This is a genomic window from Runella limosa DSM 17973 (genome assembly GCF_000482465.1).
GTDB lineage: Bacteria > Bacteroidota > Bacteroidia > Cytophagales > Spirosomataceae > Runella > Runella limosa.
Window position 1 is genome coordinate 649,317 of record NZ_KI519420.1, and the last position, 23,249, is coordinate 672,565.

General features: G+C 44.9%; 20 protein-coding genes. 9 read left to right on the forward strand and 11 right to left on the reverse strand.

Going from position 1 to position 23,249, the window contains the following annotated elements; genetic code table 11:
• Nucleotides 1-111: 111 nt before the first annotated feature.
• The 3 genes from K339_RS0112650 to acpP form a co-directional block, all read right to left on the reverse strand.
• Entirely contained in the window at nucleotides 112-717 is a 606-nt protein-coding gene (locus tag K339_RS0112650) for a superoxide dismutase (protein WP_028523907.1), read from the reverse strand.
• Nucleotides 718-781: 64 nt separating this feature from the next.
• Nucleotides 782-1,228, reverse strand: coding sequence for a nucleoside deaminase (locus K339_RS0112655; protein ID WP_028523908.1), 447 nt, complete (start codon nucleotides 1,226-1,228; stop codon nucleotides 782-784).
• 87 nt (nucleotides 1,229-1,315) lie between these two features.
• Nucleotides 1,316-1,555 carry an acyl carrier protein gene (gene acpP / locus K339_RS0112660; RefSeq protein ID WP_028523909.1) on the reverse strand — a complete coding sequence of 80 codons (240 nt, stop codon included), beginning with the start codon at nucleotides 1,553-1,555 and terminating at the stop codon, nucleotides 1,316-1,318.
• Nucleotides 1,556-2,047: 492 nt separating this feature from the next.
• Between acpP and K339_RS33560 the strand changes: the two genes are divergently transcribed.
• On the forward strand, nucleotides 2,048-3,547 hold the full coding sequence (locus K339_RS33560; RefSeq protein ID WP_037300255.1) for a glycoside hydrolase family 32 protein: 1,500 nt from the start codon (nucleotides 2,048-2,050) through the stop codon (nucleotides 3,545-3,547).
• A 51-nt stretch (nucleotides 3,548-3,598) separates the two neighbouring features.
• On the forward strand, nucleotides 3,599-4,528 hold the full coding sequence (locus K339_RS0112670; protein ID WP_084332198.1) for a carbohydrate kinase family protein: 930 nt from the start codon (nucleotides 3,599-3,601) through the stop codon (nucleotides 4,526-4,528).
• A 122-nt stretch (nucleotides 4,529-4,650) separates the two neighbouring features.
• On the opposite strand, the gene K339_RS33565 is transcribed toward K339_RS0112670, so the two are convergent.
• The 6 genes from K339_RS33565 to K339_RS0112700 form a co-directional block, all read right to left on the reverse strand.
• Nucleotides 4,651-5,931, reverse strand: a complete 1,281-nt coding sequence (locus tag K339_RS33565; protein WP_051397985.1) for a monooxygenase — start codon at nucleotides 5,929-5,931, stop codon at nucleotides 4,651-4,653.
• Entirely contained in the window at nucleotides 5,931-6,599 is a 669-nt protein-coding gene (locus K339_RS0112680; RefSeq protein WP_028523911.1) for a hypothetical protein, read from the reverse strand. Before K339_RS0112680 ends, K339_RS33565 begins: the two co-directional genes overlap by 1 nt.
• A 107-nt stretch (nucleotides 6,600-6,706) precedes the next feature.
• The gene (locus tag K339_RS0112685) at nucleotides 6,707-7,384 is read right to left on the reverse strand and encodes a hypothetical protein (protein ID WP_028523912.1); all 678 of its coding nucleotides are present in this window, start codon (nucleotides 7,382-7,384) and stop codon (nucleotides 6,707-6,709) included.
• An 80-nt stretch (nucleotides 7,385-7,464) separates the two neighbouring features.
• Nucleotides 7,465-9,189, reverse strand: a complete 1,725-nt coding sequence (locus K339_RS0112690) for a SusD/RagB family nutrient-binding outer membrane lipoprotein (RefSeq protein ID WP_028523913.1) — start codon at nucleotides 9,187-9,189, stop codon at nucleotides 7,465-7,467.
• A 40-nt stretch (nucleotides 9,190-9,229) separates the two neighbouring features.
• Complete coding sequence (locus K339_RS0112695; RefSeq protein WP_028523914.1) at nucleotides 9,230-12,520, reverse strand: SusC/RagA family TonB-linked outer membrane protein; 3,291 nt, start codon at nucleotides 12,518-12,520, stop codon at nucleotides 9,230-9,232.
• Between the two features lie 671 nt (nucleotides 12,521-13,191).
• Nucleotides 13,192-13,956 carry a patatin-like phospholipase family protein gene (locus K339_RS0112700; protein WP_028523915.1) on the reverse strand — a complete coding sequence of 255 codons (765 nt, stop codon included), beginning with the start codon at nucleotides 13,954-13,956 and terminating at the stop codon, nucleotides 13,192-13,194.
• Between the two features lie 87 nt (nucleotides 13,957-14,043).
• Here K339_RS0112700 and nspC point away from each other — a divergent pair, with 87 nt between their 5' ends.
• The 5 genes from nspC to K339_RS0112725 all read left to right on the forward strand — a co-directional run bounded on the left by nspC (nucleotide 14,044) and on the right by K339_RS0112725 (nucleotide 18,331).
• Nucleotides 14,044-15,201: a carboxynorspermidine decarboxylase gene (nspC, locus tag K339_RS0112705; protein WP_028523916.1), complete on the forward strand. Its 1,158-nt coding sequence runs from the start codon at nucleotides 14,044-14,046 to the stop codon at nucleotides 15,199-15,201.
• Nucleotides 15,202-15,346: 145 nt separating this feature from the next.
• The gene (locus tag K339_RS0112710; protein ID WP_028523917.1) at nucleotides 15,347-15,757 is read left to right on the forward strand and encodes an RrF2 family transcriptional regulator; all 411 of its coding nucleotides are present in this window, start codon (nucleotides 15,347-15,349) and stop codon (nucleotides 15,755-15,757) included.
• 71 nt (nucleotides 15,758-15,828) lie between these two features.
• Entirely contained in the window at nucleotides 15,829-16,242 is a 414-nt protein-coding gene (locus tag K339_RS0112715; protein WP_028523918.1) for a hypothetical protein, read from the forward strand.
• 181 nt (nucleotides 16,243-16,423) lie between these two features.
• Nucleotides 16,424-17,173 carry a hypothetical protein gene (locus K339_RS0112720; RefSeq protein ID WP_028523919.1) on the forward strand — a complete coding sequence of 250 codons (750 nt, stop codon included), beginning with the start codon at nucleotides 16,424-16,426 and terminating at the stop codon, nucleotides 17,171-17,173.
• Nucleotides 17,174-17,185: 12 nt separating this feature from the next.
• Nucleotides 17,186-18,331, forward strand: a complete 1,146-nt coding sequence (locus K339_RS0112725) for a M28 family metallopeptidase (protein ID WP_028523920.1) — start codon at nucleotides 17,186-17,188, stop codon at nucleotides 18,329-18,331.
• 9 nt (nucleotides 18,332-18,340) lie between these two features.
• Here K339_RS0112725 and pnuC read toward each other — a convergent pair whose 3' ends face one another.
• Nucleotides 18,341-18,997: a nicotinamide riboside transporter PnuC gene (gene pnuC / locus K339_RS0112730; RefSeq protein WP_028523921.1), complete on the reverse strand. Its 657-nt coding sequence runs from the start codon at nucleotides 18,995-18,997 to the stop codon at nucleotides 18,341-18,343.
• A 141-nt stretch (nucleotides 18,998-19,138) separates the two neighbouring features.
• On the opposite strand from pnuC, the gene glgB reads away from it, so the two are divergent.
• Nucleotides 19,139-21,172 (forward strand): 1,4-alpha-glucan branching protein GlgB, encoded by a 2,034-nt coding sequence (glgB, locus tag K339_RS0112735; RefSeq protein ID WP_028523922.1) that lies wholly within the window; start codon nucleotides 19,139-19,141, stop codon nucleotides 21,170-21,172.
• A 79-nt stretch (nucleotides 21,173-21,251) separates the two neighbouring features.
• Here the strand turns inward: glgB and K339_RS0112740 are convergent, their stop codons facing one another.
• On the reverse strand, nucleotides 21,252-21,983 hold the full coding sequence (locus K339_RS0112740; protein ID WP_028523923.1) for a hypothetical protein: 732 nt from the start codon (nucleotides 21,981-21,983) through the stop codon (nucleotides 21,252-21,254).
• Between the two features lie 101 nt (nucleotides 21,984-22,084).
• On the opposite strand from K339_RS0112740, the gene K339_RS0112745 reads away from it, so the two are divergent.
• Complete coding sequence (locus K339_RS0112745; RefSeq protein WP_229598736.1) at nucleotides 22,085-23,227, forward strand: hypothetical protein; 1,143 nt, start codon at nucleotides 22,085-22,087, stop codon at nucleotides 23,225-23,227.
• Nucleotides 23,228-23,249: the final 22 nt, after the last annotated feature.

A 23,249-nucleotide genomic window follows, 5' to 3' on the forward strand; every position in this document is an offset into this window, starting at 1 on the left:
AATCGTATTTTTATTGTAAAAGTATATACCAAAGGGTTGGAAAAAATAAGCTATGCTTTGGTGTAAAACAGCCCAAAAGTTATTAAGCTTTTGGGCTGTTTTCGTTGGCAATTACGCTCCTTGGAAAGTAGCTTCGGCTTTGTTCCAATCTACCACGTTCCAGAACGCATCCACGTAGTCGGGGCGTTTGTTTTGGAACTTCAAATAGTAGGCGTGTTCCCACACGTCAAGACCGATGATCGGTGTGCCTTTTACTTCGGCAATGTCCATCAACGGGTTGTCTTGGTTAGGAGTAGAAGTAATCGCTACTCCTCCGTCTGCGGTTTTGATAAGCCACGCCCAGCCTGAACCGAAACGACCCAATGCTGCTTTTTTGAACTCATCTTTGAACGCATCAAATGAACCGAACTTAGCGTCGATAGCCGCCGCCAAATCACCTACTGGAGCGCCGCCACCGTTGGGTGAAAGGATATTCCAGAAAAAAGTGTGGTTCCAGTGACCACCGCCGTTGTTACGAACGACTGGTGAGATAGCGCCTGCATTGGCTACCAATTCTTCGATGCTTTTACCTTCGTTTGGTGTACCTGCCACGGCATTGTTGAGGTTTGTAACGTAAGTATTATGGTGACGACCGTGGTGGATTTCCATTGTCGTTTGGTCGAAATGGGGTTCCAACGCGTCAGATGCGTATGGAAGCGGATCTAATGTAAAAGCCATGTGATTGGTTGTTTATTTTAAAAGTAAGATTGTATGTTCGAGAGCAAAACATCATGCCCGCGTTTTATGTTCGCAGCTTGAGGAAAAAATTCTTCAGCAATTGCGTATTTTCTTCTTCAAGTACGCCTCGGCGAACCAACGTTTTGGGATGGAGCAGGGGCTGTTTGACGAGTGAAAAACCGCGTTTTTCGTCGGAAGCACCATAGACGACTTTACCAATTTGTGACCAGTACAGTGCGCCCGCACACATCACGCAAGGCTCAAGCGTTACGTAAAGCGTACAATCGCGGAGGTATTTTCCGCCCAAATACGAAGCAGCTGCCGTGATGGCCAAGATTTCGGCATGGGCAGTGACATCCGTCAGTTGTTCGGTTTGGTTGCGGGTTTTGGCAATGATTTTACGTTGGCATACGACCACCGCTCCCACGGGGATTTCGCCTGCTTCGGCGGCGGCTTCGGCTTCGTAAAGGGCCAATTGCATGTAGTATTCGTCCGAGAATAAAGGGTACATAGTCGTGTACAAGTAAGTCACAAAAATAAAGAGGATATGACCATCATAGCCATATCCTCTTAAAAGTGTTTGAATGGGTTGCTTACCTTAGGCGGCCATCGCAACGCTTTGTTCTTCTTCAAGGTACTGGATAAGTTTACTCAATGTAGTGAGTTTGTGATAATCTTCGTCGGGGATGCGCAAGCCAAACTCTTGCTCAAGCTTCATCATTAAGTCAACAGTGTCGAGGCTGTCAAACCCTAAATCTTTTACAAAATGTACATTTTCTGTGACGGCGCGGCGCTCAACGCCAAATTCTTCAAGGATGTTTAAAATACGATCTTTCATGGCACTGTACGTTATGGTGACTACTGGTTTCTACTATGCTTGTTTAACGTCGAGTTAGGCATAAAAATTTCACAAAATAAGATGAAACGAATGCTTGGCTGCCTGCGTTTTTCCCAACCGCCTTTGAGACAGTAAGATAGGAGAACCGTTTTTTGTAAAAAAAGTAGAATTTGGCTTTTTCGCTGCTTAATTTATTCTGAGGGGCTGAGTAGTCACTTGCAAAAAAAATGACGTATAGTTTGGAAAGATTTTTGTAAATTTCGCTTTGAGCGGCACAGTACCGCACAGTTATTTGAAACAAGTTTTTTAAACTTGCCCACTTTCTTCTGAAATTGATATTTATACTAAAAATACTGATAGGTTAAGGAACGAATGAAAGCAAATGGTAGTAGTTAATCACTACTACCATTGTCCATTTGGTTATCTTTTTTTTAGTAGCTTGCTCCCTCGATTTTTCTCCCTGTCGTTTTTTTTAAAACTAACACAGAATTTATGAAACAGCTATTGGTTAGCGTTTGCCTTTTGATGACTTTTTTTTCGGGATTGGCGCAAGATTTTCGACCAACGTTCCATTATACTCCTCCCAAAAATTGGGTGAACGACCCCAACGGACTGGTCTATCTTGATGGGGAATATCATTTGTTTTATCAGTACAATCCTTTTGGTAACAAATGGGGGCACATGAGCTGGGGACATGCCGTGAGCAAAGACCTAGTGACGTGGGAGACTCTACCCGTTGCGCTACCCGAATATCCCAATGCAGACGGCACAACGACCATGGTGTTTTCGGGCTGTGCGGTGGTCGATAGCCTCAATACCTCAGGCTTTTTTGAGGAAGGGTTTCATAAAGGGCTGGTAGCCATCTACACGTCGCACATTGAAGGAAAAGCACAGCACCAAAGCGTTGCGTATAGCAGCGATAAAGGGCGGACATGGCAACTGTATGAGAAAAACCCTGTGCTAGATTTGGGAATGAAAGACTTTCGTGACCCCAACGTAATTTGGTATCCTGAACACAATGCTTGGATTATGACGGTGGTAAAACCGCTGGAATACACCGTACAGTTTTATGAATCCAAAGACTTGAAAACGTGGGCGTTGTTGAGCGAATTTGGCAAACAAGGCGATATGACCAAGATTTGGGAATGTCCTTCACTGCTTAAAATACCCGTGGAAGGGAAAGGTAAAAACCAATCGAAGTGGGTATTGATGATTTCGAGTGGGCATCGGCAAAAAGGGTATTTGGCGATGCAGTACTTTGTTGGTGACTTTGATGGGAAGCAATTTGTTTCTCAAAAACAGGAAGAAATTTTATACGTGGACGAAGGGAAAGATTTCTATGCGGGGATTCCGTTTAATAATCTTCCCGCAAAAAATAAAAAGCCAATCATGATAGGTTGGGTAAACGACTGGGAATATGCCAATGATATTCCTACGGGCGATACTTGGCGAGGTGCGTTTTCAGTACCGCGTGAGATGTCGCTACGCATGACACCCAACGGTTATCGGCTTTTTCAACGACCTATTTCTGTGTTGCAAAAAGTGATGAGTAAAAAGGCGTTAGTGGCTAAAAATACGGCCATCAGTGGTGTATGGAAAGTGCCTTTTCAAGGAGATTCGTACGATTTGCAGCTGGCGATTCAACCTCAAAAATCAGAAGGGTTTACACTTAAATTGCTTCAAAGTGGAGAGGAAGCGACCGTATTGCGGTATGATGTGGCTACCCAAGAGCTTTCGCTCGACCGCACAAAATCGGGCTTGACCGACTTTCATCGCCGTTTTTCGGGCATTGATCGGGTAAAAGTACCGCTCCGAAAAGGTAAATTGTATGTGAGGGTATTGGTAGATAAATCAATCGTGGAGGTGTTTGCCCAAGGCGGAGAAAAAGTAATGACCAATTGGGTGTTTCCCACCAAAAACGCGGGAGAAATCTCAATTGCTTCAGAAGGTAGCAGCGTTAAAGTAAATTCCTTGTCTATCAAGACCTTCTAGTTTGCAAATCACGAAAGCATTTCTAACTTGCAGACCATTACTAATATACCTATGATGAACAGAAAATACGCTTTAGTATCGGTCGGAGAACTGCTGGCCGACCTTATCGGAACGGAGTTTACCCAAAACTTAACTGACACCACTACCTTCCAACGTTTTCAGGGAGGAAGCCCCGCCAACTTAGCCGCCAACATGGCACGTTTGGGCAACCAGACCGCGTTGGTGTCGTGCGTCGGTACCGACAATGTGGGCAATTATCTCATTGAGAAAGTGGCCGAAACGGGCGTTGATACAACTTATATCGCCAAAGATGCCTTGGCTCCTACAAGTATTGTGCTGGTGTCACGTACCAAAGGAACGCCCGATTTTATTGCGTACCGTACGGCCGACCGAATGATTCAACGGGAACATATTTCGGACGAGTTACTCCAAAATGCGTCGTTTTTTCATACTACCTGCTTTGCCTTGAGCCAAGAGCCTGCCCAAAGCGCCATTGTAGATGCGGCAGCAAGGGCGCAAGCTGCTGGCTGTATCGTAAGCCTAGATGCCAATTATGCACCGCCTATTTGGCCTGACCGTGCGCAAGCCCAACAGGTGATTGCGGATTATTGTAAAAACGGCGCTTTTGTGAAACTCAGCGAAGACGACGCCGAGCGAATTTTTGGCGAAGTTCGCTCAAATGCAGAGATTATTCAGACTTTCCACCAAATGGGGGCGCAGTTGGTTTGTCTTACGTTGGGAGGAAAAGGAAGCATTGTTTCGTCTAATTATGGCAAAGACTACGTCGAAATAGAAGGTCGCCCCATTGAAGTAAAAGACGCCACGGGTGCGGGTGATTCGTACTGGTCAGGGTTTTTGACGGCGTGGCTGGACGGAAAAACACCTGCCGAATGTGCCCAAGCAGGTGCCAATATCGCCGCGCTGAAAATCAGCACCGTAGGCCCGCTTCCTGCCAAAGTCGATAGGGCTATTTTATACTGATTTTGTTGGATTGGATTGATTACATCGGGTTGTGAGCAACCCTCCACGCCAAACGGGTTGTGAGCAACCCGACTCACCGTGGAGAGGGTTGCTCACAACCCGACGCCCGACGTGTCAGTCAGTTACTTGTTAGCAGTAATTTGCAATCGATTTTCGTCGCCTGTTCGGTAGGGAACGTAATAAATCACCATTTCCATCATTTCGGAGGTGGTATTCCAGCCAAAGCTTACGTCGCGGGCTGGTTTGAAGGGATTGAGGAGGTTTTCTTCCGTATTGTCATAGGCTGCTTCGGCCAAAATAACGGTGCCTCGGGGTACTTTCACGAGCTTTTCAAATTGGTAGGTCATTTGCCAATTAAAATCCCAATTGTCAATTTTAATAAACGGAGCCAAGTCGCCGTCGGGCGTGATTCCAAACGACTTGAAGGTTTTGCCTAAATAGTGCATGTGGGGCAAAATCGAAATCGCTGAAATGTCCTCTTTGAGCGGGCCTAAGCTCATAAAAAATGACGCTTTTTGGTTTGCGCGAATCAAAAAAGGTGGGTTGGTGATGTGCTGCTCGTGAAGAATCAATGACTGAACTTCGCGCTCGACGGGCTTACGGGTGTAGTAAAGACGGATTTCTGATTGATCGGTTTGGAAGGTGGCGGAGGGTGAATAGTGCATGTACAAAATCAGGTTGGAATGCGCCCTGATTTTCTTAGCAACGCCATCAGGAAACTGAATACGGTCATTGCCAGGCACCCAGCCGTACAGAAACTCATCGGCCATCGGAATCTTTTGAAATTCGGCCAATTTTGGGTCAGCGCCGTGCATTCCTTCCAAACCCGCCATACGTCCACTCGTATCGACCATCACACGGCTGTGGTGTACCACTTTGCGGTTGCCAGGCAAAAACTCGATGGCTTCCACCATCACATCTTCGGTCAGGCCAGTCGGAATATGAAAGTACCTAAACTCCTCAACGCCCGTATTGGGAACCGTAAACGCATTTTGCATTTTTAATATCAGGTCAGGTTGTCGATTTTTTGTCATACCGACGAAGGAGGTATCTTTCTCCTTTACCCTCTGCTTCTTCCCTTCCACACTCCCTTGCGCTACCCATTGCTGAATCAACGCAATTTCTTCATCAGTAAGTCCGCGTTCGTTGGCATAATGCTGAAAAGAGCGGTCGGCAGGGAAAGGAGGCATGTAACGAATTTGAGTGACTTTAGCCACAAACTCCGACCGTTTGGCTACTTCTTGGTAGGTTTGAAGACTAAAAGGCCCAATGCCACCAGGGCGGTGGCAACCCGTGCAGTTTTTGGCAATGATGGGTTGGATGTGCTCATAAAAAGTTAACTTCGTTTGAGCCCACGAGTTAGTAATAAAAAACAGTAAAGAGAGCGTTAACCCCAGTCGCATTATTTGAGGGCATCAAAATTAGCCAACTCCATTGTTTCTTCTCCCATGACCAAGGCATAAACACCCATTTTTGTGAGCATTCTCAAATGGTTTTCACTGATAGACCAAGAAGCAAAGATGGTCACTAAGTTTTTGCCTTTAAATTCTGGGAATCGTTTTTTGAACTCTTCAATACGAGCGGGTAATTCGTTAATGTCGTCGTTGCGAGGTGAAAATTTGGCTTCTAAAAAGAATACCATATTTTCAGTCTCGGTGACAGCATCGGCTTCAAACGAGTCAGCGCGGTTGGCTGGATTATAACGCGTCCAGCGCACTAAATGGTTGACTAGATTAGGTTCATTGAAATATTCTGCGGCGATACGAGGCAGGTTGGGGGCGGCAAAATCTTCCACAAACGTACCCAACTTACGACTCAAATCGCCCATTTTCTTATGGAGGTCTTTGGTACTGGCCCGCATCTCATTCTTGAACTCAGACATCCCATTTTTGAACTCAGACATCTCGGCCTTTAGTTTAGCGGTATCGGCTTCCATACGGTCGCCTATTGCCCTTATATCTGCGCGCAGTTGGCGATTATCCCGCTCCGTAATAACAATATAATCTGAAAGAATATCTTCTAAAGTAGCCACCTTGCGGCTCATTCGTCTTACTTCCCCTTCAAGCTCCATAGGTACATTTAGATAAGATTAGAAATCAAAAATAAATAAAACCCTCCCAAAAACAAAAATAGCAGACCCCGAAGAATCTGCTATTGATACAAGTCATTTACAAGTGCTTATTTCACTGAAAAGTTCAGGCGGCAGTTTGCGTTGGCTTGTGATACTGGTGTAGGGTCAAGGCAGATACTGTCTTCGTTCCATACTTTGAACACCAAACCAGTAGAGGTTGTCAATTCCCAAGTGACTACAAAAGCATCGGCAGCAGCACCTGTTTTAGCACCTTGCAAACGAGCACCCGCAGGGCGAGGGCGAGCAGGGTTATCAAATACTTTGACTGCATTTACTTTATCATACTTAACAGTTGCATCTTTGTAAAGGTTATAAATTTCCGCAGGAGTAATGCTAAATGTATTCCACTGACGATTTCCAGCAGGTGCATCAATGGTTTTTACCACTTTCCCGCCGCTACCCAAAGAGACTGTTTTAGGGTTGCCATCAGGGTCGGTATATGACTCAATCATGTCAACTTTGACAGCAATCTTGTTGACTGTTAGTTGATTGTCGAGAGACACCCAACGAATTTTAAAATCAATTTTAGCACCGTCTTGGCCTGCAAGAGGGAATGTTTTTGCATTGGCTGCAATATTAGCTTTTCCAGCTTCAGCTACTCCGTCAAAAACGCCCCAACCATGGACACCCGGCTCCCAAGGTTTGTTTGGGTTCAACGATTCATCACGGCATCCTACCAAAAGGAAAATCGCCAGAGATAGTGAATATATAAGTGTTTTTTTCATTTTTATCTTTCTTTATGTTTAGAGAGTGCAGAATGTCAAGAGGAAAATTCGACATTCTGCATTCTAAATTCGACATTTTCTTAGAATTCCCACTTTACTTTAACTTTGTCCCAGAAGATTGGATCGCGGTCAAATATCACATCTGTGATGTACTTCGATGCGTTAGGGTTCAATGCACCTTCTGACTGAGGATAAGGCAAACGCAACGCGTACTGACGTGGTGGCTTAGAAATTGGGGTCATGATACCCACCGAGAACTGCTTAAATTGGCCTTGGATAGGATAACCCGTGCGGCGTTGGAAGTTCCACAAATCCATTCCTTGTCCCCAAGAGCAGAACCAAAGTTGTTTGGCTACGACGTTTAATTTCGCCGAATTACTTGCAGCAGCGTCATAAAGACCTAACCAAGTTTTTACGTAAGCGTCCACATCAGCTGTAGCTGGTGCTTTGGCGCGGGTTGGATCCGACTTTAGCCCTTGTGCTACTACTACTGCCATTTGCTCGCGCATGGCTGCTTCAAACAACGCTTTTGCGTCGCCTGTTACACCTGTGTTATCCAAAATCGCCTCGATTTGGTAATACTTAGTATTCCAGCTGTGGATGATAGGCCATTGACCATCACCACCCGTGTTAAGGGAAGCCTGGCCAGTAAGTCCTACGGCAGCGACACTGCGGTCAGAATACACTCCACCAGCAGGATAACAACCTGGCGTAGCGCGAAGCGTTCCATCGGCAGCAGCTCCTGATACGTCTCCACGGTCACGGCCAAAGAAACCAGCGATGTAAGCCAAGTCAGCCGCAGGAAGATCGCCTGTGATACTAAAGGCTTTTTTATACTCATCTAAGAATGTAGCGCGCAATGGCAAGTAAGAACCACCAAAAGGAGTAGTACCACGGTCAGTTGGGTTGTTTTGATCCAAGATACGGCTTGTCTGACGATAGAAATAGAAAGGCAAGCGTGGATCTTTGTTTAGAAGCATTTCTCCCATCAACTGGTGGTTGATGTAGCTTGGGTCACCAAGGCCTGCGTACGTTGCATACCAAGGGTGGGTGTTTCTTTCAGGAGCTACTTGCTTAGAATACAAATACGACCAGTTTTGAGCGGCAGTAGTAATGTAACCACCTGCTTCAAAAGCAGCTTTCAATTCGGCATTTCCGTTGGCACGGCCTTTACGAGACGTAAGCAACAAGCGGAGCTTCACCGATTTTGCAATACGCGTCCACGTAGCAGCGCTACCACCACCAAAGTAGTCGTTTTGTACGGCTACAGCTTGTGGTTTTGCCAATTCTACAACTGCTTGGTCGCACAATTTTAGCAGGTCTTCATAGATTTCCGAATCCTTATCAAACTTAGGTGTTTTGTTGGGTTCAGTGGCATTTCCTTTCCACGCTTCGCTGTAAGGAATATCGCCAAACATATCCACCATGTGACCTACCGAAAACGCTTTCAAGGTCATGGCAATGCCTCGGTAAACGGGGTTTTTACCATCGGCTGATGCTTTCAACATTTCTTCGATGGTCTGAAGCTCACGGAAACGCGCATTCCAAGTGCCTTGGTAAGACGTGTTGCTAAGGTTATAGGAGTCACTAACCGTGCTTAGACCCGCAAAGCCCATGGCATCATTGTTGACCGCTGCGTGCGCATTAATGGCGGCGTTTTCGGCTACAGGTAACAAAAGGGCTAGTGAACCTGTCGCTGGGCGGTTGGGGTCGGTGTTAATATCCAATTCTGTCAAAGTACAAGAACTTGCAATGGCAATAAGTCCTCCTAGCGACAGTGTTTTAACTATGTTTTTGTAATTCATTGTATGTCTCTTTTGAATGATGAATGAATTGGGCTACTGGTTAGAACGTTGCCGTTAAGTTCACCCCAAAACGGCGTGTTGAAGGGGAAGCTCCCAAGTCAAATCCTTGAATGTTTGAATCCGAGAAGTTTGACAAAACTTCAGGGTCAAAGTTCAAACCTTGTAACATGTTTGGAGCGTAGAACCACAAGTTACGTCCTGATACTGAGGCACGGAGCCCACCAAATACTTTGAGGTATTTTTTCAAGAACGTTTTAGGAACTTCGTAACCCAAAGAGATTTCACGAAGACGTACTACTGAAGCATCGTAGATGTTTACTTCGTCAGCACCGTATGCACCATAACCGTCCGAGAAGTGGTATTGGAAGGCAGACATCGCAATCGTGTTTTTGATAGGCTTACCGTCGTCGCCCAACAATGGCTTGTACGTAGCTGGATCGCCCAATACACCTGGGATTACGCGCATACCTTCGCGATTTTCAGAGTTTTTCAACTGACCACGCAACAACAACGATGCCGCAGTAGATGAGAACAAGCTTCCACCTGCTTTGTAGTCAAGCAAGATATTCAAGTTAAATCCTTTGAAAGATATTGTGTTTGTCCAACCTACAGTATATCTTGTGTTAGGGTCTCCAATGATGGATGCACTCGCCGCGCGGATTGGCAAACCAGTATTGGGGTTAATCAACAAGTTGCCGTTTTCGTCGCGGGCATTGATTGAGCCGTAGATTTGGCCATAAGGCAATCCATTACGGAAGATAGTTCCCAATGACGAAAGACCAGTACCACCGATGAAGATTTCGCCTCCAGGGCCTGCATCTTCTACTTTAGAACGGATACGTGTGTAAGCTACAAATGAAGTCCAAGTAAAGCCGTTACGCAATTTTACTGGAACAAGCGTTAAACCCAATTCCCATCCTTTGTTTGAGATTTTACCTGCGTTGGTAATTTCCGTGTTAAAACCAGTGGTGTTTGGCAACTGGCGCGTTACAATCAAATCGGTAGAAACACGATTAAAATGCGCTACGTCAATACCAATGCGGTTGTTCAAGAATTGAAGTTCGGCCCCTAATTCTACTTCAGAAGTAAATTCTGGTCGTAGAGTAGCGTTGTTCAACTGGCTTGGTAGAGACGCGGTTGAAATGGCCGTACCATTGTAAAACGTACGACTCAAGTTGTAAGCCGTATTTACCTGATATGGATCGGCATCTTTACCTACTTTAGCGTAGTTAGCTCTGATTTTACCAAAATTGATAATATTCTTAGGAAGCGCTAAGATGTCTGTAACGATAAGTGATCCCGAAATAGCAGGGTACAAATAGCTATTGTTAGCCGCAGGTAATGTAGAAGAGTGGTCTTGACGAACTGATGCTGTAATAAACGCATAGTTGCCATAACCCAAGGTCAATTCAGAGAAAATACCGTACAAACGACGTTTACGAGAATATTCGTAGGCAGTTTGGGTCAAAGTAGCTGCAGTTGTCATTACGTTTGGATCAATTACAGGAGACCCAGCTACGCCTGACTCACTATAGCTACGTTCGTTAGGGTTAAAACCAACCAATAGCTTTGCGTTGAACTTTTCTGTAAAGTCATGTTGGGCAGTTGCTAAGAATGTAAAGTCAACCTCAGTATTGGTCAAGTCTTGACGTAAAACTGAACCCAATGGCTGGAAAGTACCGCCTGGGCGAATGGTGTTACGGCGAATTTCTGAGTAAGTGTTCAAACCACCGCGAGCCGTCAAATTCAACCAAGGCGTTACGTCGTAGCTCAATGCCATGTTTCCATACACACGATTTACGCTTGAACTATAGAGGTTGTATTTCGCAGTCCAAAGTGGGTTATCCAACGCACGGAAATAAACGTTTGAGCCGTCCACTGGGTTTTCAAATGGATAACCAGCGAGGTCAAAGTTACGTGGCTGATAAAACAAGCGACCGTAGATCGAACCCGCAGAAGCAAGTCCGCCGTAGTCGGCGTAATAACCAGCACCTGATTGTGGGCTTGTTTGATTGGTGCGTGTGTAAGCGACACTACCACTAACGTTCAAACCATTGACCAAGGTAGCATTTCCACCAAAGCTAAGTGTTGTACGATCAGTGGATGAATTTGGGATAATCCCTTCATTTTTGGTACGCGACATAGAGGCGTTCAACGAAGTTTTGTCACCAGTAGAGTTGATTTGAACGCCGTTTTCGATGACATTACCCGTACGGAAGAATCCACCGATGATGTCATAAGGCTGCAAAGGTACGGCAATACCACGGCCATTTGCTTGTAATAACTCAGGGAAAGCTGTTTTATAACGTGCTGCGCCATAAGCTACCGTTTGGTCCACCAATGGGTGAGGAATGGTACCTGCAGGATAATCTGGATCGATAATTTTTGAATAACGTTCAAAACCAAGTGCGGCGTTGACGCGATCTACTTCAGAAGGGAATACAGTTCCCCAGTTACCGATAAACCCACCGTTATACGTCTGGTTTGAACCTTGGGTATAAGTATTTTGATAGTCTGGAATAGAAGAAATCTTTTCCATTGAATAAGAAGAATTGTAGGTTACTTCCAATCCTTTACGGGCAGACTTGCTACCTGCTTTTGTGGTAATAACGATAACCCCGTTGGCAGCACGCGAACCGTAAAGTGCCGAAGCCGCCGCACCTTTCAATACCGTCATTGACTCAATGTTGTTAGGGTCAATGTCATACGCACGGTTTGAGGTTACTGTATTTTGGTTGTAACCTTGGGTAGAGTTTACTCCGTTGTCAAAAGGAATACCGTCCACAACGAAAAGGGGCTGGTTGTTACCTGTAAATGAGTTGTTACCACGGATGGTGATACGAGTTCCCGCACCTGGGGCACCGTTACCTGCTGTGATGTTAACCCCTGGCACTTTACCACTCAATGCACGAAGTGGGTCAGGCTCAGAACGTTGCTGTAAGTCAGAACCTTTTACGTTAGAAACGGCAAAGGCCAACGCCTTCTTGTCGCGCTGGATACCAACCGCCGTTACTACCACTTCCGACAATTGCTTGGTGTCAGCTGCCAAAGTAACGTTGATTTGGGTACGGTTGCCAACCGAAATTTCTTGAGAAACTGTACCAACAAAGCTAAACACTAATGTAGAGCTGTTAGAAGCATCTATTGAATAGCTTCCATTCCCGTCGGTATTCACACCTTTCGACGTACCCTTTACTACTACCGACACACCTGGCAGGGCACTCCCGTCCTCTGCCGAGGTCACTTTTCCTGTAATCTTGCGATCTTGAGCCACTACTGTGACACAACCTGCGCATATCAACAGGAAGCTCAGAAATAGAATTTTCCTCATAGGGATGTTTGATTTGATTTAGTTTGGTTAGATAAGTGAAACATTAGTTATGGTTAAGAAAATCGCGTGAGCGCAAAAGCAAAAACGGCTATCTAATCATCGACAGAAATACCTATAGAATCCACACCATAGAATAACTATATAAGACTACTATGGTAAGAACGTAGCTTGTGTTATTCGATGTTTTGAATCTGTCTGTCTGTCTGTCTGTCTGTCTGTCTGGAATGAAAAATAGCAGCGCTATAAGAAATACGAAGAAATTGAGAAAGTAGAGTTTTGGGTCATATCAAGATTTAGTTAGGTTAAGAAAATTCCGTTCGTAAAGTAAATCAAATAATCCAAGAAATCAAATAGGAAGTAAATTCTGCGAAAGTGCCAATTTGCCAAAAATCATCTATGGAAAAATGGGTACTTTGGAAAGAAAAATTTGCTATTATAAGCGTTTTTAAGCGAATATTCTAGGTATTTTAGGCGAATAATAAGCCATGGTAATCCCAGTGCAACGTTTTTTTTTCGATGCAAATTTAAAATAAAATTCTTCAAAAAATACAATAAAAAAGTAAAAAAAGAATGTTAAATTTTATTGACACCAAGGTGTGTCATTGAGGTTTTCGTCTTTAAAAAAAGGTAGTTCGTCTATTTAGTGTGTCAATTTGATGAAATTGGAAGCCTTACTTTTTGGAGAGGGAAGAAAGAAGCATTGGTTGCTTGAGGGCACAACGATAACCTATCTGAAAAATCTCACGAGCTTTGCGCACGTCGAAAATATCATAACGGCCTACTTCTTTGGGTTCGAGCACAATATCACAGCGTTGGAGCCTTTCTTGGGTTTTGTTGCGAACAGCCAAAAGCAAACTCCGTTCAATGATGGTGCGCGTAGAGTTGAGGGGTTTGTCCAAGGAATGTGGGTTACAGTTGGAAGCGATGAGAAAATCTGCCTGGCGGTCGAGTAGGGGTTCAATGGGAAGGTTATTGAGAACTGCCCCATCGACTAACATCCTTTTTTGAAAATTAACGGGGGCAAAGATACCTGGCAGGCAGCTTGAAGCCATAAGTGGGCGAATGAGCTCGCCCTGGTCAAAATAGACGATTTCGCCTTGTTCGATGTCAGTAGCCGCCACAATGAGCGGTGTTTTGAGCTGGGCAAACGAATTATGGGGGAGTAATTGGAGGTATAAATCTTCAACTTTGTCCATTTTCAGTAACCCTGGGGCTGAAAATGAGGGACGTAAGTATTTGAGAAAATTGGTCTTTAACAGAATTTGCAATACTTCGTCGGGGCTATATCCGTGAGCTACCAAAGTACCTGCAATGGCTCCTGCGCTTGTGCCAGCAATAAAATCGGGGACGATTCCTTGTTCGTTCAATGCTTTAATAACGCCTAAGTGCATGATGCCACGGGCGCCTCCTCCCGACAGTACAAGTCCGATTTTCATATTATAGTTTTATATTTGTCGTCTGTATCGCAACAAATTTGTATAAAATAAAGATTCAATCATTCGTCACTCGACAATATAAATAACATGTCTATTGATTTTACAACCCTTCCGTCGCCTTGTTTTGTATTGGAAGAGCGCTTATTGCGTCAGAATCTACAACTTATCAAAGGAGTGATGGACGAGGCTGGCTGCCAAATCATCTTGGCTTTGAAAGGTTTTTCGATGTTTAGTGCTTTCCCGATTGTCAAGGAATATTTGCCTGGCGCAACGGCGAGTTCGCTAAACGAAATTAAACTGATTAATGAGTATTTAGGATACCCATCGCATACCTACATTCCAGCCTATAAAGACAACGAGTTTGATGAAGTATTGGAGCGCAGTAGTCACATTACCTTCAATTCGCTTTCTCAATGGAACCGTTTTAAAGACAAAGTAAGTGCTTACAATGCCACTCACCCAGAGGCAAGTGTCTCGTGTGGGATTCGGGTCAACCCGCAGTATTCGGAAGTAGATACTGACATGTACAATCCATGCGTGCCTGGCTCACGCTTGGGCGTGACTCGCGACCACTTTGGAGAAACGCTTCCTGAGGGTATTGAAGGTATTCATTTTCATACACTTTGCGAAAACGGCTCGGATGTGCTTGAGAGAACATTGGAAGCCTTGGAAGCGCGGTTTGGAGATTTGTTGCACCAAGCCAAATGGCTAAACATGGGCGGTGGCCACCTAATGACGCGTGAAGGCTACGATATTCCAAAACTCATTCAATCGGTAAAAAGGTTAAAAGAAAAATACCAATTAGATGTTATTTTAGAGCCAGGTTCGGCGATTGCTTGGAGAACGGGCTATTTGACTTCCACGGTTTTGGATATTGTCAATAGCCAAGGGATTGAGGTGGCGATTTTAGATACCTCGTTTGCGGCGCACATGCCCGATACCCTTGAAATGCCTTACAAGCCGCGTATTTTGGGGGCTTACCATGAGCCACAGGTAGGAAAACCAACCTATCGCCTGGGCGGAATGACTTGCTTGGCGGGGGATTTTATGGGAGATTATTCCTTTGACCAGCCGCTCGAAATCGGGCAAACGTTGGTATTTGATGACATGATTCACTACACAATGGTCAAAACGACGACCTTTAACGGGGTAAATTTGCCCTCGATTGGTATATTTCAGCAAAATGGTACTTTTAAACTTGTCAAAGAATATGGCTACGATAGTTTCAAAGATCGTTTGAGTTAGGCCAAGTATAATGTACTCAAATTTAATAGACTATAGAAAAAAGTCGTAAAAAATATGAGTTGAACATGATAATCTATTGTTCAAATCGACTAGATTTGCAAAAAAGTCTTTTTCGTTTATAACCCTCAACCATAATGATTAACTCATGATTTCTAAAAAAGCCAAATACGCCCTCAAAGCTTTGAAAGTTTTGACTGAAGAGCACGGCAAAGGCCCTGTGCTTATTTCTCATATTGCAGAGCGCGAAAATATACCTAAGAAGTTTTTAGAGGCTATTCTGTTGGAACTGCGTAATCACGGTATTTTATCAAGCCAAAAAGGCAAAGGCGGAGGGTACATGCTGAGAGTTGATCCAGAACGTGTCAATTTTGCGCAAGTGATTCGGGTTATTGATGGGCCCATTGCCCCAACGCCGTGTGTGTCTTTGCATTTTTATGTAAAATGCGACGACTGCATCGACGAAGCTACCTGTGCTCTACGACCTATCATGGAAAATGTTCGGGATGCAAACTTGGGCGTATATGAAGCAACAACGCTTTCAATTTTTGTGAAATAGTTGAAAGTCTGGTATTTAGTCAACAATTAACAGATAACAGTGGCTCGCCACTTTAAACAACCCAATCCCAAATGGAAATTCTCGTTCGTGCCCACTCAGGCTTGCGATATGTCGTATTAGGGCTTTTGATAGCGGCTATTATTACGGCATTCGGTAAGAAAAGTGAAAGCAATGCCCCGTATTCTAAAGTGTATTTGTTTGCCATGATTGCGACGCATACACAATTACTTATCGGTTTGATTTTGTACTTCATGAACATTGGTGTGAAAGTACGATTTGATATGATGAGCGATAAATTTTACCGCTTTTTTGCCGTTGAGCACCTTGTTGGGATGCTTATTGCCGTAGCTCTTATTACGGTCGGCAACGCCCAAGGAAAAAAAGGAAACCACGCAAAGGTGTTTACGTTTTACTTAATCGCACTCGTAGTTATTTTCTTGTCTATTCCTTGGCCTTTCCGCAACTTGGGTTCAGGTTGGTTTTAGTACGCGTTCAGACGCCAGTCAGATCGAACCTGCGATTTTAATATTCAGTCTGACTTAGAGGCTACAAACAAAAATTGGCCAAATAAAGGTATGCAACCTTTATTTGGCCAATTTTTGTTTGAAAAGCATCTGACATTTTCGTATATTAGCCACAGATTCAGAATTTTAACCCTCCCTGCCCATGAAACACGGTTACGCGCTTGCTGGATTGTTGTGGTGGTTTTCGTTGTCGTCAGGATTTTGCCAAAACCGCCTTTTTAAAGGACACTGGTACGTAGGTACCGACGTTGGTATTTTAAGTAGCCAAACCCGCATGGTGGCGGGGGAACTCCAGAAATATAGCTCAGGAGGGTCGGGGATTATGCCCATCTACGGCCTCAAAGTAGGAAGAATCTTGAACCCTTATTTTTCGGTAGAAACGGGGGCGTATGCTTTACCGCTCAATCTTGTCTATCTATACCAAACCGACCGAGTCATTGGAACCAACTCCTTTCGTTTCTTGAGTATCCCTATTCGTGCCAACTGGCGAGTACGGGTTTTTCATGATAAACTGGAAGCACACCTCGGTGCAGGGTTACAATACGTTCGTTCTAATACACCCTATAATTTTACGAAATTTAGTGGCCTAATCACGTCGCGTGGGCATACATGGACTGATTCGTTGGCGTATTCAGGTTCGGTTGGGGTGGTTCGCCAACATTCAATCAATGCCGAACTCAATGCAGGTATTCATTGGGCATTGTCACGCCGTTGGACATTGAGCATGTATGCGCGTCAAATGTTCGGAATGATGAACATTGCGCAGATGGAAGTGGCGATTAAAAATAACCAAGAACCCACCGATAAAGCAAGGTTTGTCTCCAAAGGCGCGGGCTTTACTACTGGTGTAGGTATCCGATACAACCTTGCTCCTAAACGACGTTTCAACTAGCCCCCAGTACGAATGGCTTTACAAACATCCTCACTTTTAAGACAGCTCACTGCTTTTTCGCACCGTGGTGTTGGAAGTAGCTCAAACACAAAAACGGCGACCCTCATTGCCGAAATCCTTCACAAAAACGGCTTTACCGTTGAAAAACAAGCATTTCAAACCCCAGCGACTTACGTTCCTATTATTTATTGGTTGATTGGGGTTTTGGCGATTGGGCTGTTGAGTGTACAGTGGTGGGGAATAGTTTCAGTGCTTTTGGTGGCTATCGCTGCGGTTAATGGAGTTCTCTACTTCGATTGGCGGCCCTCTTGGTTGCTATACGCCCCGCCTTTGGTGCGTGCCGAGAACGTGATTGGGCGTTATGGAAAAAAAGCCAATGGCCAAAAAGTGATTTTGATGGCACATTTCGACTCTGCTCCTGTCTCTTTTTTGTACCGACGCCAAACCAAAGATGGCTTTCGTAATTCCATTCGGGCAACTATGATTTTGATGGCATTGTCGGTTTCGGTTGTAGGGTTAAGTTATCATTTGCCCCAAAACCAGTATCTATTGGTGATTCGGGTGTTGTTAGTTACTTATTTTCTGGGGCAAGCCATTTTGGGAACGGTAGGGTTTTGGCAAAAAGGGTTTACCAACGGTGCGAGTGACAATGCCACGGGTGTGGTGGCTGCGTTGGCAACTGCGGAGAAGTTGAAGGCGTTACTGAAAGATACTGAGATAGAAGTCGTACTTACCAATGCCGAAGAGGCAGGCATGATAGGAGCCTATCATTACTTTCAGAAAAAGTTTGATAAAAGCCGCCAAAATTACCTTATCAACTTCGATACCTTGGGTAACGGCCAGTTGAATATCATTACAAAAACAGGCAGTTTGTCGTTGATTGAATACAACAATGACCTAACAAAAGCGGCACTGGCATTGATTGAAACCCAGCCCCAATTTAAAGAAATAGCCGTAGGCGACTGGCATACGGCTGATTTTGACTCCGCTTGGTTTGTCAGAGCAGGGATTCCTTGCATGACGCTCTCGGCCTTAGACGCCGAGGGAACCATGCCTAATATTCGCCGCCCAGAAGATACCATTGACCATGTGGACGAAGCTCCCATGCACCAAGCGATAGATTTTGCGGTGGCGATTGCCCAAAAAATTTCTCAGTAATTATTGGCTCTATTTGGAATAATTTCGGTATTCCTTTGTCCAGTTGTAAGCCCCAAAAGCGGCGATAAAACAGAAAATAAAGTAAAGCAAAGCATACAGCTTCACGTCTTTGAGGGAATACATGTAGGTAGAAATGGCATCGACCAAAAGCCACACGTACCATGCTTCAATTTTTTTGCGAATGAGCATAAAAGTAGCGACAATGCTCATCACCGTAGTGAAAGAATCCATGTAAGGAAACGCGCTGGGCTGACTAAATAAGGTAGGAAGTAATCCGTGCAAGTTTTTGGCAAAAGTGCCTAAGAGTGCTGTACAAATAAGCCCACCGACGCCCAAGAAAAGCCATTGTTGAACCGATAATTTACTAATCCTAAGTTCGTTTTTGAGGTTAGCTTCTGCTGCCTGCGGGTATTTCCATTGCCACCATCCGATGAGGTTGGTAATGAAAAAGAACACCTGCAAAAACATATCGGGATATAATTGTATCTGATAAAACAACACAAAAGCCAGTACGACGTTGACCAAGCCAATGATCCAGCTCCACACATTTTCACGGGCTGAAAGCCAAACCGCCACGCCACCAGTGATTGTTGCCCAAAATTCGAGGTGGCTCATTTGGTAGCCTAATGCCTCAAAAAAGATGTTATTGATGTCAAAAAAATCCATTTGTGTAGGTAGCCCGTTAAAGATGTAGGGTGAGTATTTTAATGTGAAAAAGATTTTTTAAACTTAATAGTACAATTATGGCTCGAAAAAATCTATTTTGCGGCATATAACCTATAGTGAACCAACTCTAAGCTCAATATTATGGCAAAATCAACCAAAACAAAAAAAGAAGTTGTAGCCGAACCCTCTGTCCCTAAAAAAACGCGCAAGAAAGCCGAACCCGTTATAGAAGCAGCAGAAACTGCCGAAATAGCCGTGGAGTTGAAAAATGTTGAAGAATATTCCCTGTTTTCCGAATTTGATATTTACCTTTTTAAATCAGGAAAGCACTACAAACTGTACGAAAAACTCGGTTCGCACGTCGTCGAGTTCAAAGGTATCATTGGTACTTACTTTGCAGTATGGGCACCCAATGCGCGTTTCGTCTCGGTGATTGGAAATTTTAACGGCTGGAACCGTGGAAGCCATCCACTAAGCGCTCGCTGGGATGGCTCGGGTATTTGGGAAGGGTTTATCCCCAATATTGGTCGTGGCGAAGTTTACAAATACTTTATTCACTCCAATAACCACGGCCAAGACCTCGAAAAAGCGGATCCGTTTGCTTTGTGGTGCGAAGTTGCACCCAAGACGGCCTCGGTGGTTTGGGATACGTGGTACGAATGGCAAGACGAAGCCTGGATGCGCGACCGTCGCAAGAATAATGCCCTCAATGCACCAATGTCGGTCTATGAAGTGCATTTGGGCTCGTGGATGCGTGACCCCGCTGATCCAGAGCGTTTCCTTAATTATCGCGAGATTGCCGACGCAATGGTGCCTTACGTCAAGGAAATGGGCTTCACGCACGTAGAGTTTATGCCCATCATGGAAGCGCCCTATCCGCCATCGTGGGGGTATCAAATCACAGGCTATTTCTCGTGTGCGTCGCGCATGGGAGCGCCGCAAGATTTGATGTACCTGATTGAAAAACTTCACGAAGCGGGCGTTGGGGTGTTGATGGACTGGGTGCCTTCTCACTTCCCTGGCGATGCGTACGGCTTGTACAATTTTGACGGAACACACCTCTACGAACACGCCGACCCACGCAAAGGCTATCACCCCGACTGGAAAAGCTACATCTTTAACTATGGCCGCAACGAAGTGCGCTCGTTTTTGATTTCTAATGCTTTGTTCTGGTTGGAACGCTACCACGCCGATGGTTTGCGGGTAGATGCTGTGGCGTCGATGCTGTACCTCGACTACTCACGCAAACACGGCGAATGGATTCCCAACGAATTTGGAGGTCGTGAAAACCTAGAAGCGATTTCGCTCTTGCGCGAAATGAACGAAGCGGTTTACAAAGAATTTCCTGATGTTCAAACCATTGCCGAAGAATCGACGGCATTCCCTGGAGTTTCTCGTCCCGTGTATTTGGGCGGCTTGGGATTTGGAATGAAGTGGATGATGGGCTGGATGAACGACACCTTGAAGTATTTCGAAAAAGACCCAATGTATCGTCGTTGGCACCAAGACCAAATCACCTTTAGTTTGGTCTATGCCTTCTCCGAAAACTTTATGTTGCCACTTTCGCACGATGAAGTGGTGTATGGAAAGGGCTCGCTGATTGGAAAAATGCCAGGTGATGATTGGCAACGTTTTGCCAACCTCCGTTTGTTGTTTACGTACATGTACACGCACCCTGGAACGAAGCTAGTATTCATGGGTGGGGAGTTTGGACAAGAACGCGAATGGAATTTCCAGCAGTCGCTCGACTGGCATTTGCTCAACCATGGTTCGCACCAAGGGATGAAAGCCTGTATGAAGGCACTCAACCAAACACTGCGTAGTCAGCCAGCTTTACACGATTATAACTTCTCACCCGAAGGGTTTGAGTGGATCGATGCCCAAGACCGCGACAACTCGATTGTGATTTATATGCGCAAAGGCATTAATCCAAGCGATACGATAGTGGTTGTGCTCAACATGACGCCAACGCCACAGTATCAATACCGCATAGGTGTTCCTGCGGCGGGTAGTTGGGAAGAAGTGTTTAACAGCGATTCGACTACGTATTTTGGTAGTGGCGTGAGCAATACCACGCCGATTGAGGCCGAGCCTACCAAGTGGCATGGGCGGGAGCAGTCGATGTTGATTACGATTCCACCGTTGGCGGGTATCGTGTTGAAGAGAAAAAGCTAAAGAAGATAACTGATTTTGTTGACGCTTCCCCAAACTCTTTGCAGAGTTGGGGAAGCGTTTTTATTTGTAAGGTATTGAGTTAGAAGAGTAAACTTAAACCTCCTCCAAAGCTCAATAAACCTATTGGGTGTACTTCTCTGATTTTGTCATCTACCTTATCTTCACCGATGGTGAGGGTGCTGGTGAGGTTGTTGTACGACGCACGTGTGCTGATGTAGTCGGCATGGACGGCGAGGGCAAAATTGCGGGTTACTTTCACACGAATGCTGCTGCCAGCACCCACAGAAAATGAACCGCTTTTGGTTTGAGAGGTTTTGATGGTCAAAGGCACATCATAAAACTGCCCTTTGAGCTCTGTCGATGGACGCTCAATCCAAGAATAACCACCTGTGACGCGGGCATCGAACATCAAAAGTCCTTTGGATAACGTCAGGTAAGGGCCTACCATAAAGTGCGAGCAGTTCCAAGTACCTCCCGAAACACTCCAACTTCCGCCAGAGTGACTTGTTTGGATATTTTGTACTAACTTTTGGGTACTTGATTCATTTAAACAATTGGTAAATGAACCTACCACCCCCAAACGGCGCGTAAGACGATAACCTCCTGTGATTTGCATCGAAGTACCACGCAGGGCCGAAACGTCCGAAGGAGCCGTGGGGTCGCCCTTCATAAGCGATTTGACTGGCATACTTATCCCGCCCGAAAGATTGATAAAACCACGGTGGTCGATGTGTGATAAAATAAAAGTTTGTTGGCCAAAACTCATACCAGCGATGAGCATAGCAACAACCGATGTATATACTTTTTTCATTTTATTGTATGGATTAAGGTTACTTGATTAGGGTCTATCAAACTCCGTGCCAAACTTTTAAATCGCTGATTTACAGTTGCGATTTGGTGCCAGTGTTTTTGATGAAAAAGATTTTGCGATATTCGTACATGGATTTAACTAGCGCAGAACTACTGGAGAGAATCATCGGAAAAATTGCAGCTTTGCAGTCGAAAGGGGAAGGTTGTTTTGATGAAGGGCTTTTTCCCGCCCAGCGCGTCAACCGCGCGATTGGGTACGTAAGGCAAGATACGACGGTGTTTTTTACGGCCGTTGTTGTGTTTACACTACAAAAAATAAAGTCAACGCTGCCCAAGAAAGCCCAACAACAGGTAGAGGTAATTGAAAAAAAAGCTTTAGAAACGTACCCGCTTTTTCAAAACAAAGATGGTCTCAAAACGTATAATTTTTGGAAAACACGGCCGTCCAATCATTTTCCAAATGGCTATTTATTTCGCCGATTCGAACATTTTCGGATTCCCGATGACGTGGACGATACAGCCATGATTTATCTGACTTCATCGCCTACTGATGAGGAAGTGTTGTGGCTTAAAGAAAAGCTAATTTTGCACGCAAACCTGACGAAGCTACAAGTAAAGAATACCTACCCCGACTATCGAAATTTACGGGCGTATTCCACTTGGTTTGGCAAAAATATGTACATCGAATTTGACGCTTGTGTCTTGGCCAATTTGATGTATTGTATTTATGAATACCAACTTCCGCTCAATCGACACGACGACGATAGTTTGACCTATATTCGGTCAGTGATTGAGACCAATCGCTACCTAGAAGCACCTTTTCGCTGTGCGCACGAATATCCAAGAACGGTTCCGATTATTTATCACGTAGCTCGGCTCATGGGCGCTTTTACCATTCCAGCGTTGGAACCCATTCGGGCAAAATTGATTGCAGATACGCAGCAGTTGTTGACTCAAAAACAACCGATTTTGGACGAAATTGTGCTAAAAACATCATTAATGCGCTTAGGCGTGACAGCGGGGATAACTGTGAGTCGTGATATATCAACCTTGACGAAGGCTGACTTTGAAGGGTTTTACTTTTTTATTGCGGGTTTATTGACGGCCTACGAACACCCGTGGCTTTACCGCTGGGCCAATTCGCCACTGGTGCAAATGCGTTGGGAGTGTGAAGCGCACTGTTGGGTTTTAGTGGCGGAGTATGTTGCGTTGTTTCACACGCAGATGCGCAAAGAAACAAAGTGATTTCATTTTGCTTCTTTGCGCA

Coding starts and splice junctions, on each gene's coding strand:
- K339_RS0112650 (WP_028523907.1), bottom strand. CDS start 717: ATGGCTTTTACATTAGATCCGCTTCCATACGCATCTGACGCGTTGGAA.
- K339_RS0112655 (WP_028523908.1), bottom strand. CDS start 1,228: ATGTACCCTTTATTCTCGGACGAATACTACATGCAATTGGCCCTTTAC.
- acpP (WP_028523909.1), bottom strand. CDS start 1,555: ATGAAAGATCGTATTTTAAACATCCTTGAAGAATTTGGCGTTGAGCGC.
- K339_RS33560 (WP_037300255.1), top strand. CDS start 2,048: ATGAAACAGCTATTGGTTAGCGTTTGCCTTTTGATGACTTTTTTTTCG.
- K339_RS0112670 (WP_084332198.1), top strand. CDS start 3,599: ATGATGAACAGAAAATACGCTTTAGTATCGGTCGGAGAACTGCTGGCC.
- K339_RS33565 (WP_051397985.1), bottom strand. CDS start 5,931: ATGCGACTGGGGTTAACGCTCTCTTTACTGTTTTTTATTACTAACTCG.
- K339_RS0112680 (WP_028523911.1), bottom strand. CDS start 6,599: ATGGAGCTTGAAGGGGAAGTAAGACGAATGAGCCGCAAGGTGGCTACT.
- K339_RS0112685 (WP_028523912.1), bottom strand. CDS start 7,384: ATGAAAAAAACACTTATATATTCACTATCTCTGGCGATTTTCCTTTTG.
- K339_RS0112690 (WP_028523913.1), bottom strand. CDS start 9,189: ATGAATTACAAAAACATAGTTAAAACACTGTCGCTAGGAGGACTTATT.
- K339_RS0112695 (WP_028523914.1), bottom strand. CDS start 12,520: ATGAGGAAAATTCTATTTCTGAGCTTCCTGTTGATATGCGCAGGTTGT.
- K339_RS0112700 (WP_028523915.1), bottom strand. CDS start 13,956: ATGAAAATCGGACTTGTACTGTCGGGAGGAGGCGCCCGTGGCATCATG.
- nspC (WP_028523916.1), top strand. CDS start 14,044: ATGTCTATTGATTTTACAACCCTTCCGTCGCCTTGTTTTGTATTGGAA.
- K339_RS0112710 (WP_028523917.1), top strand. CDS start 15,347: ATGATTTCTAAAAAAGCCAAATACGCCCTCAAAGCTTTGAAAGTTTTG.
- K339_RS0112715 (WP_028523918.1), top strand. CDS start 15,829: ATGGAAATTCTCGTTCGTGCCCACTCAGGCTTGCGATATGTCGTATTA.
- K339_RS0112720 (WP_028523919.1), top strand. CDS start 16,424: ATGAAACACGGTTACGCGCTTGCTGGATTGTTGTGGTGGTTTTCGTTG.
- K339_RS0112725 (WP_028523920.1), top strand. CDS start 17,186: ATGGCTTTACAAACATCCTCACTTTTAAGACAGCTCACTGCTTTTTCG.
- pnuC (WP_028523921.1), bottom strand. CDS start 18,997: ATGGATTTTTTTGACATCAATAACATCTTTTTTGAGGCATTAGGCTAC.
- glgB (WP_028523922.1), top strand. CDS start 19,139: ATGGCAAAATCAACCAAAACAAAAAAAGAAGTTGTAGCCGAACCCTCT.
- K339_RS0112740 (WP_028523923.1), bottom strand. CDS start 21,983: ATGAAAAAAGTATATACATCGGTTGTTGCTATGCTCATCGCTGGTATG.
- K339_RS0112745 (WP_229598736.1), top strand. CDS start 22,085: ATGAAAAAGATTTTGCGATATTCGTACATGGATTTAACTAGCGCAGAA.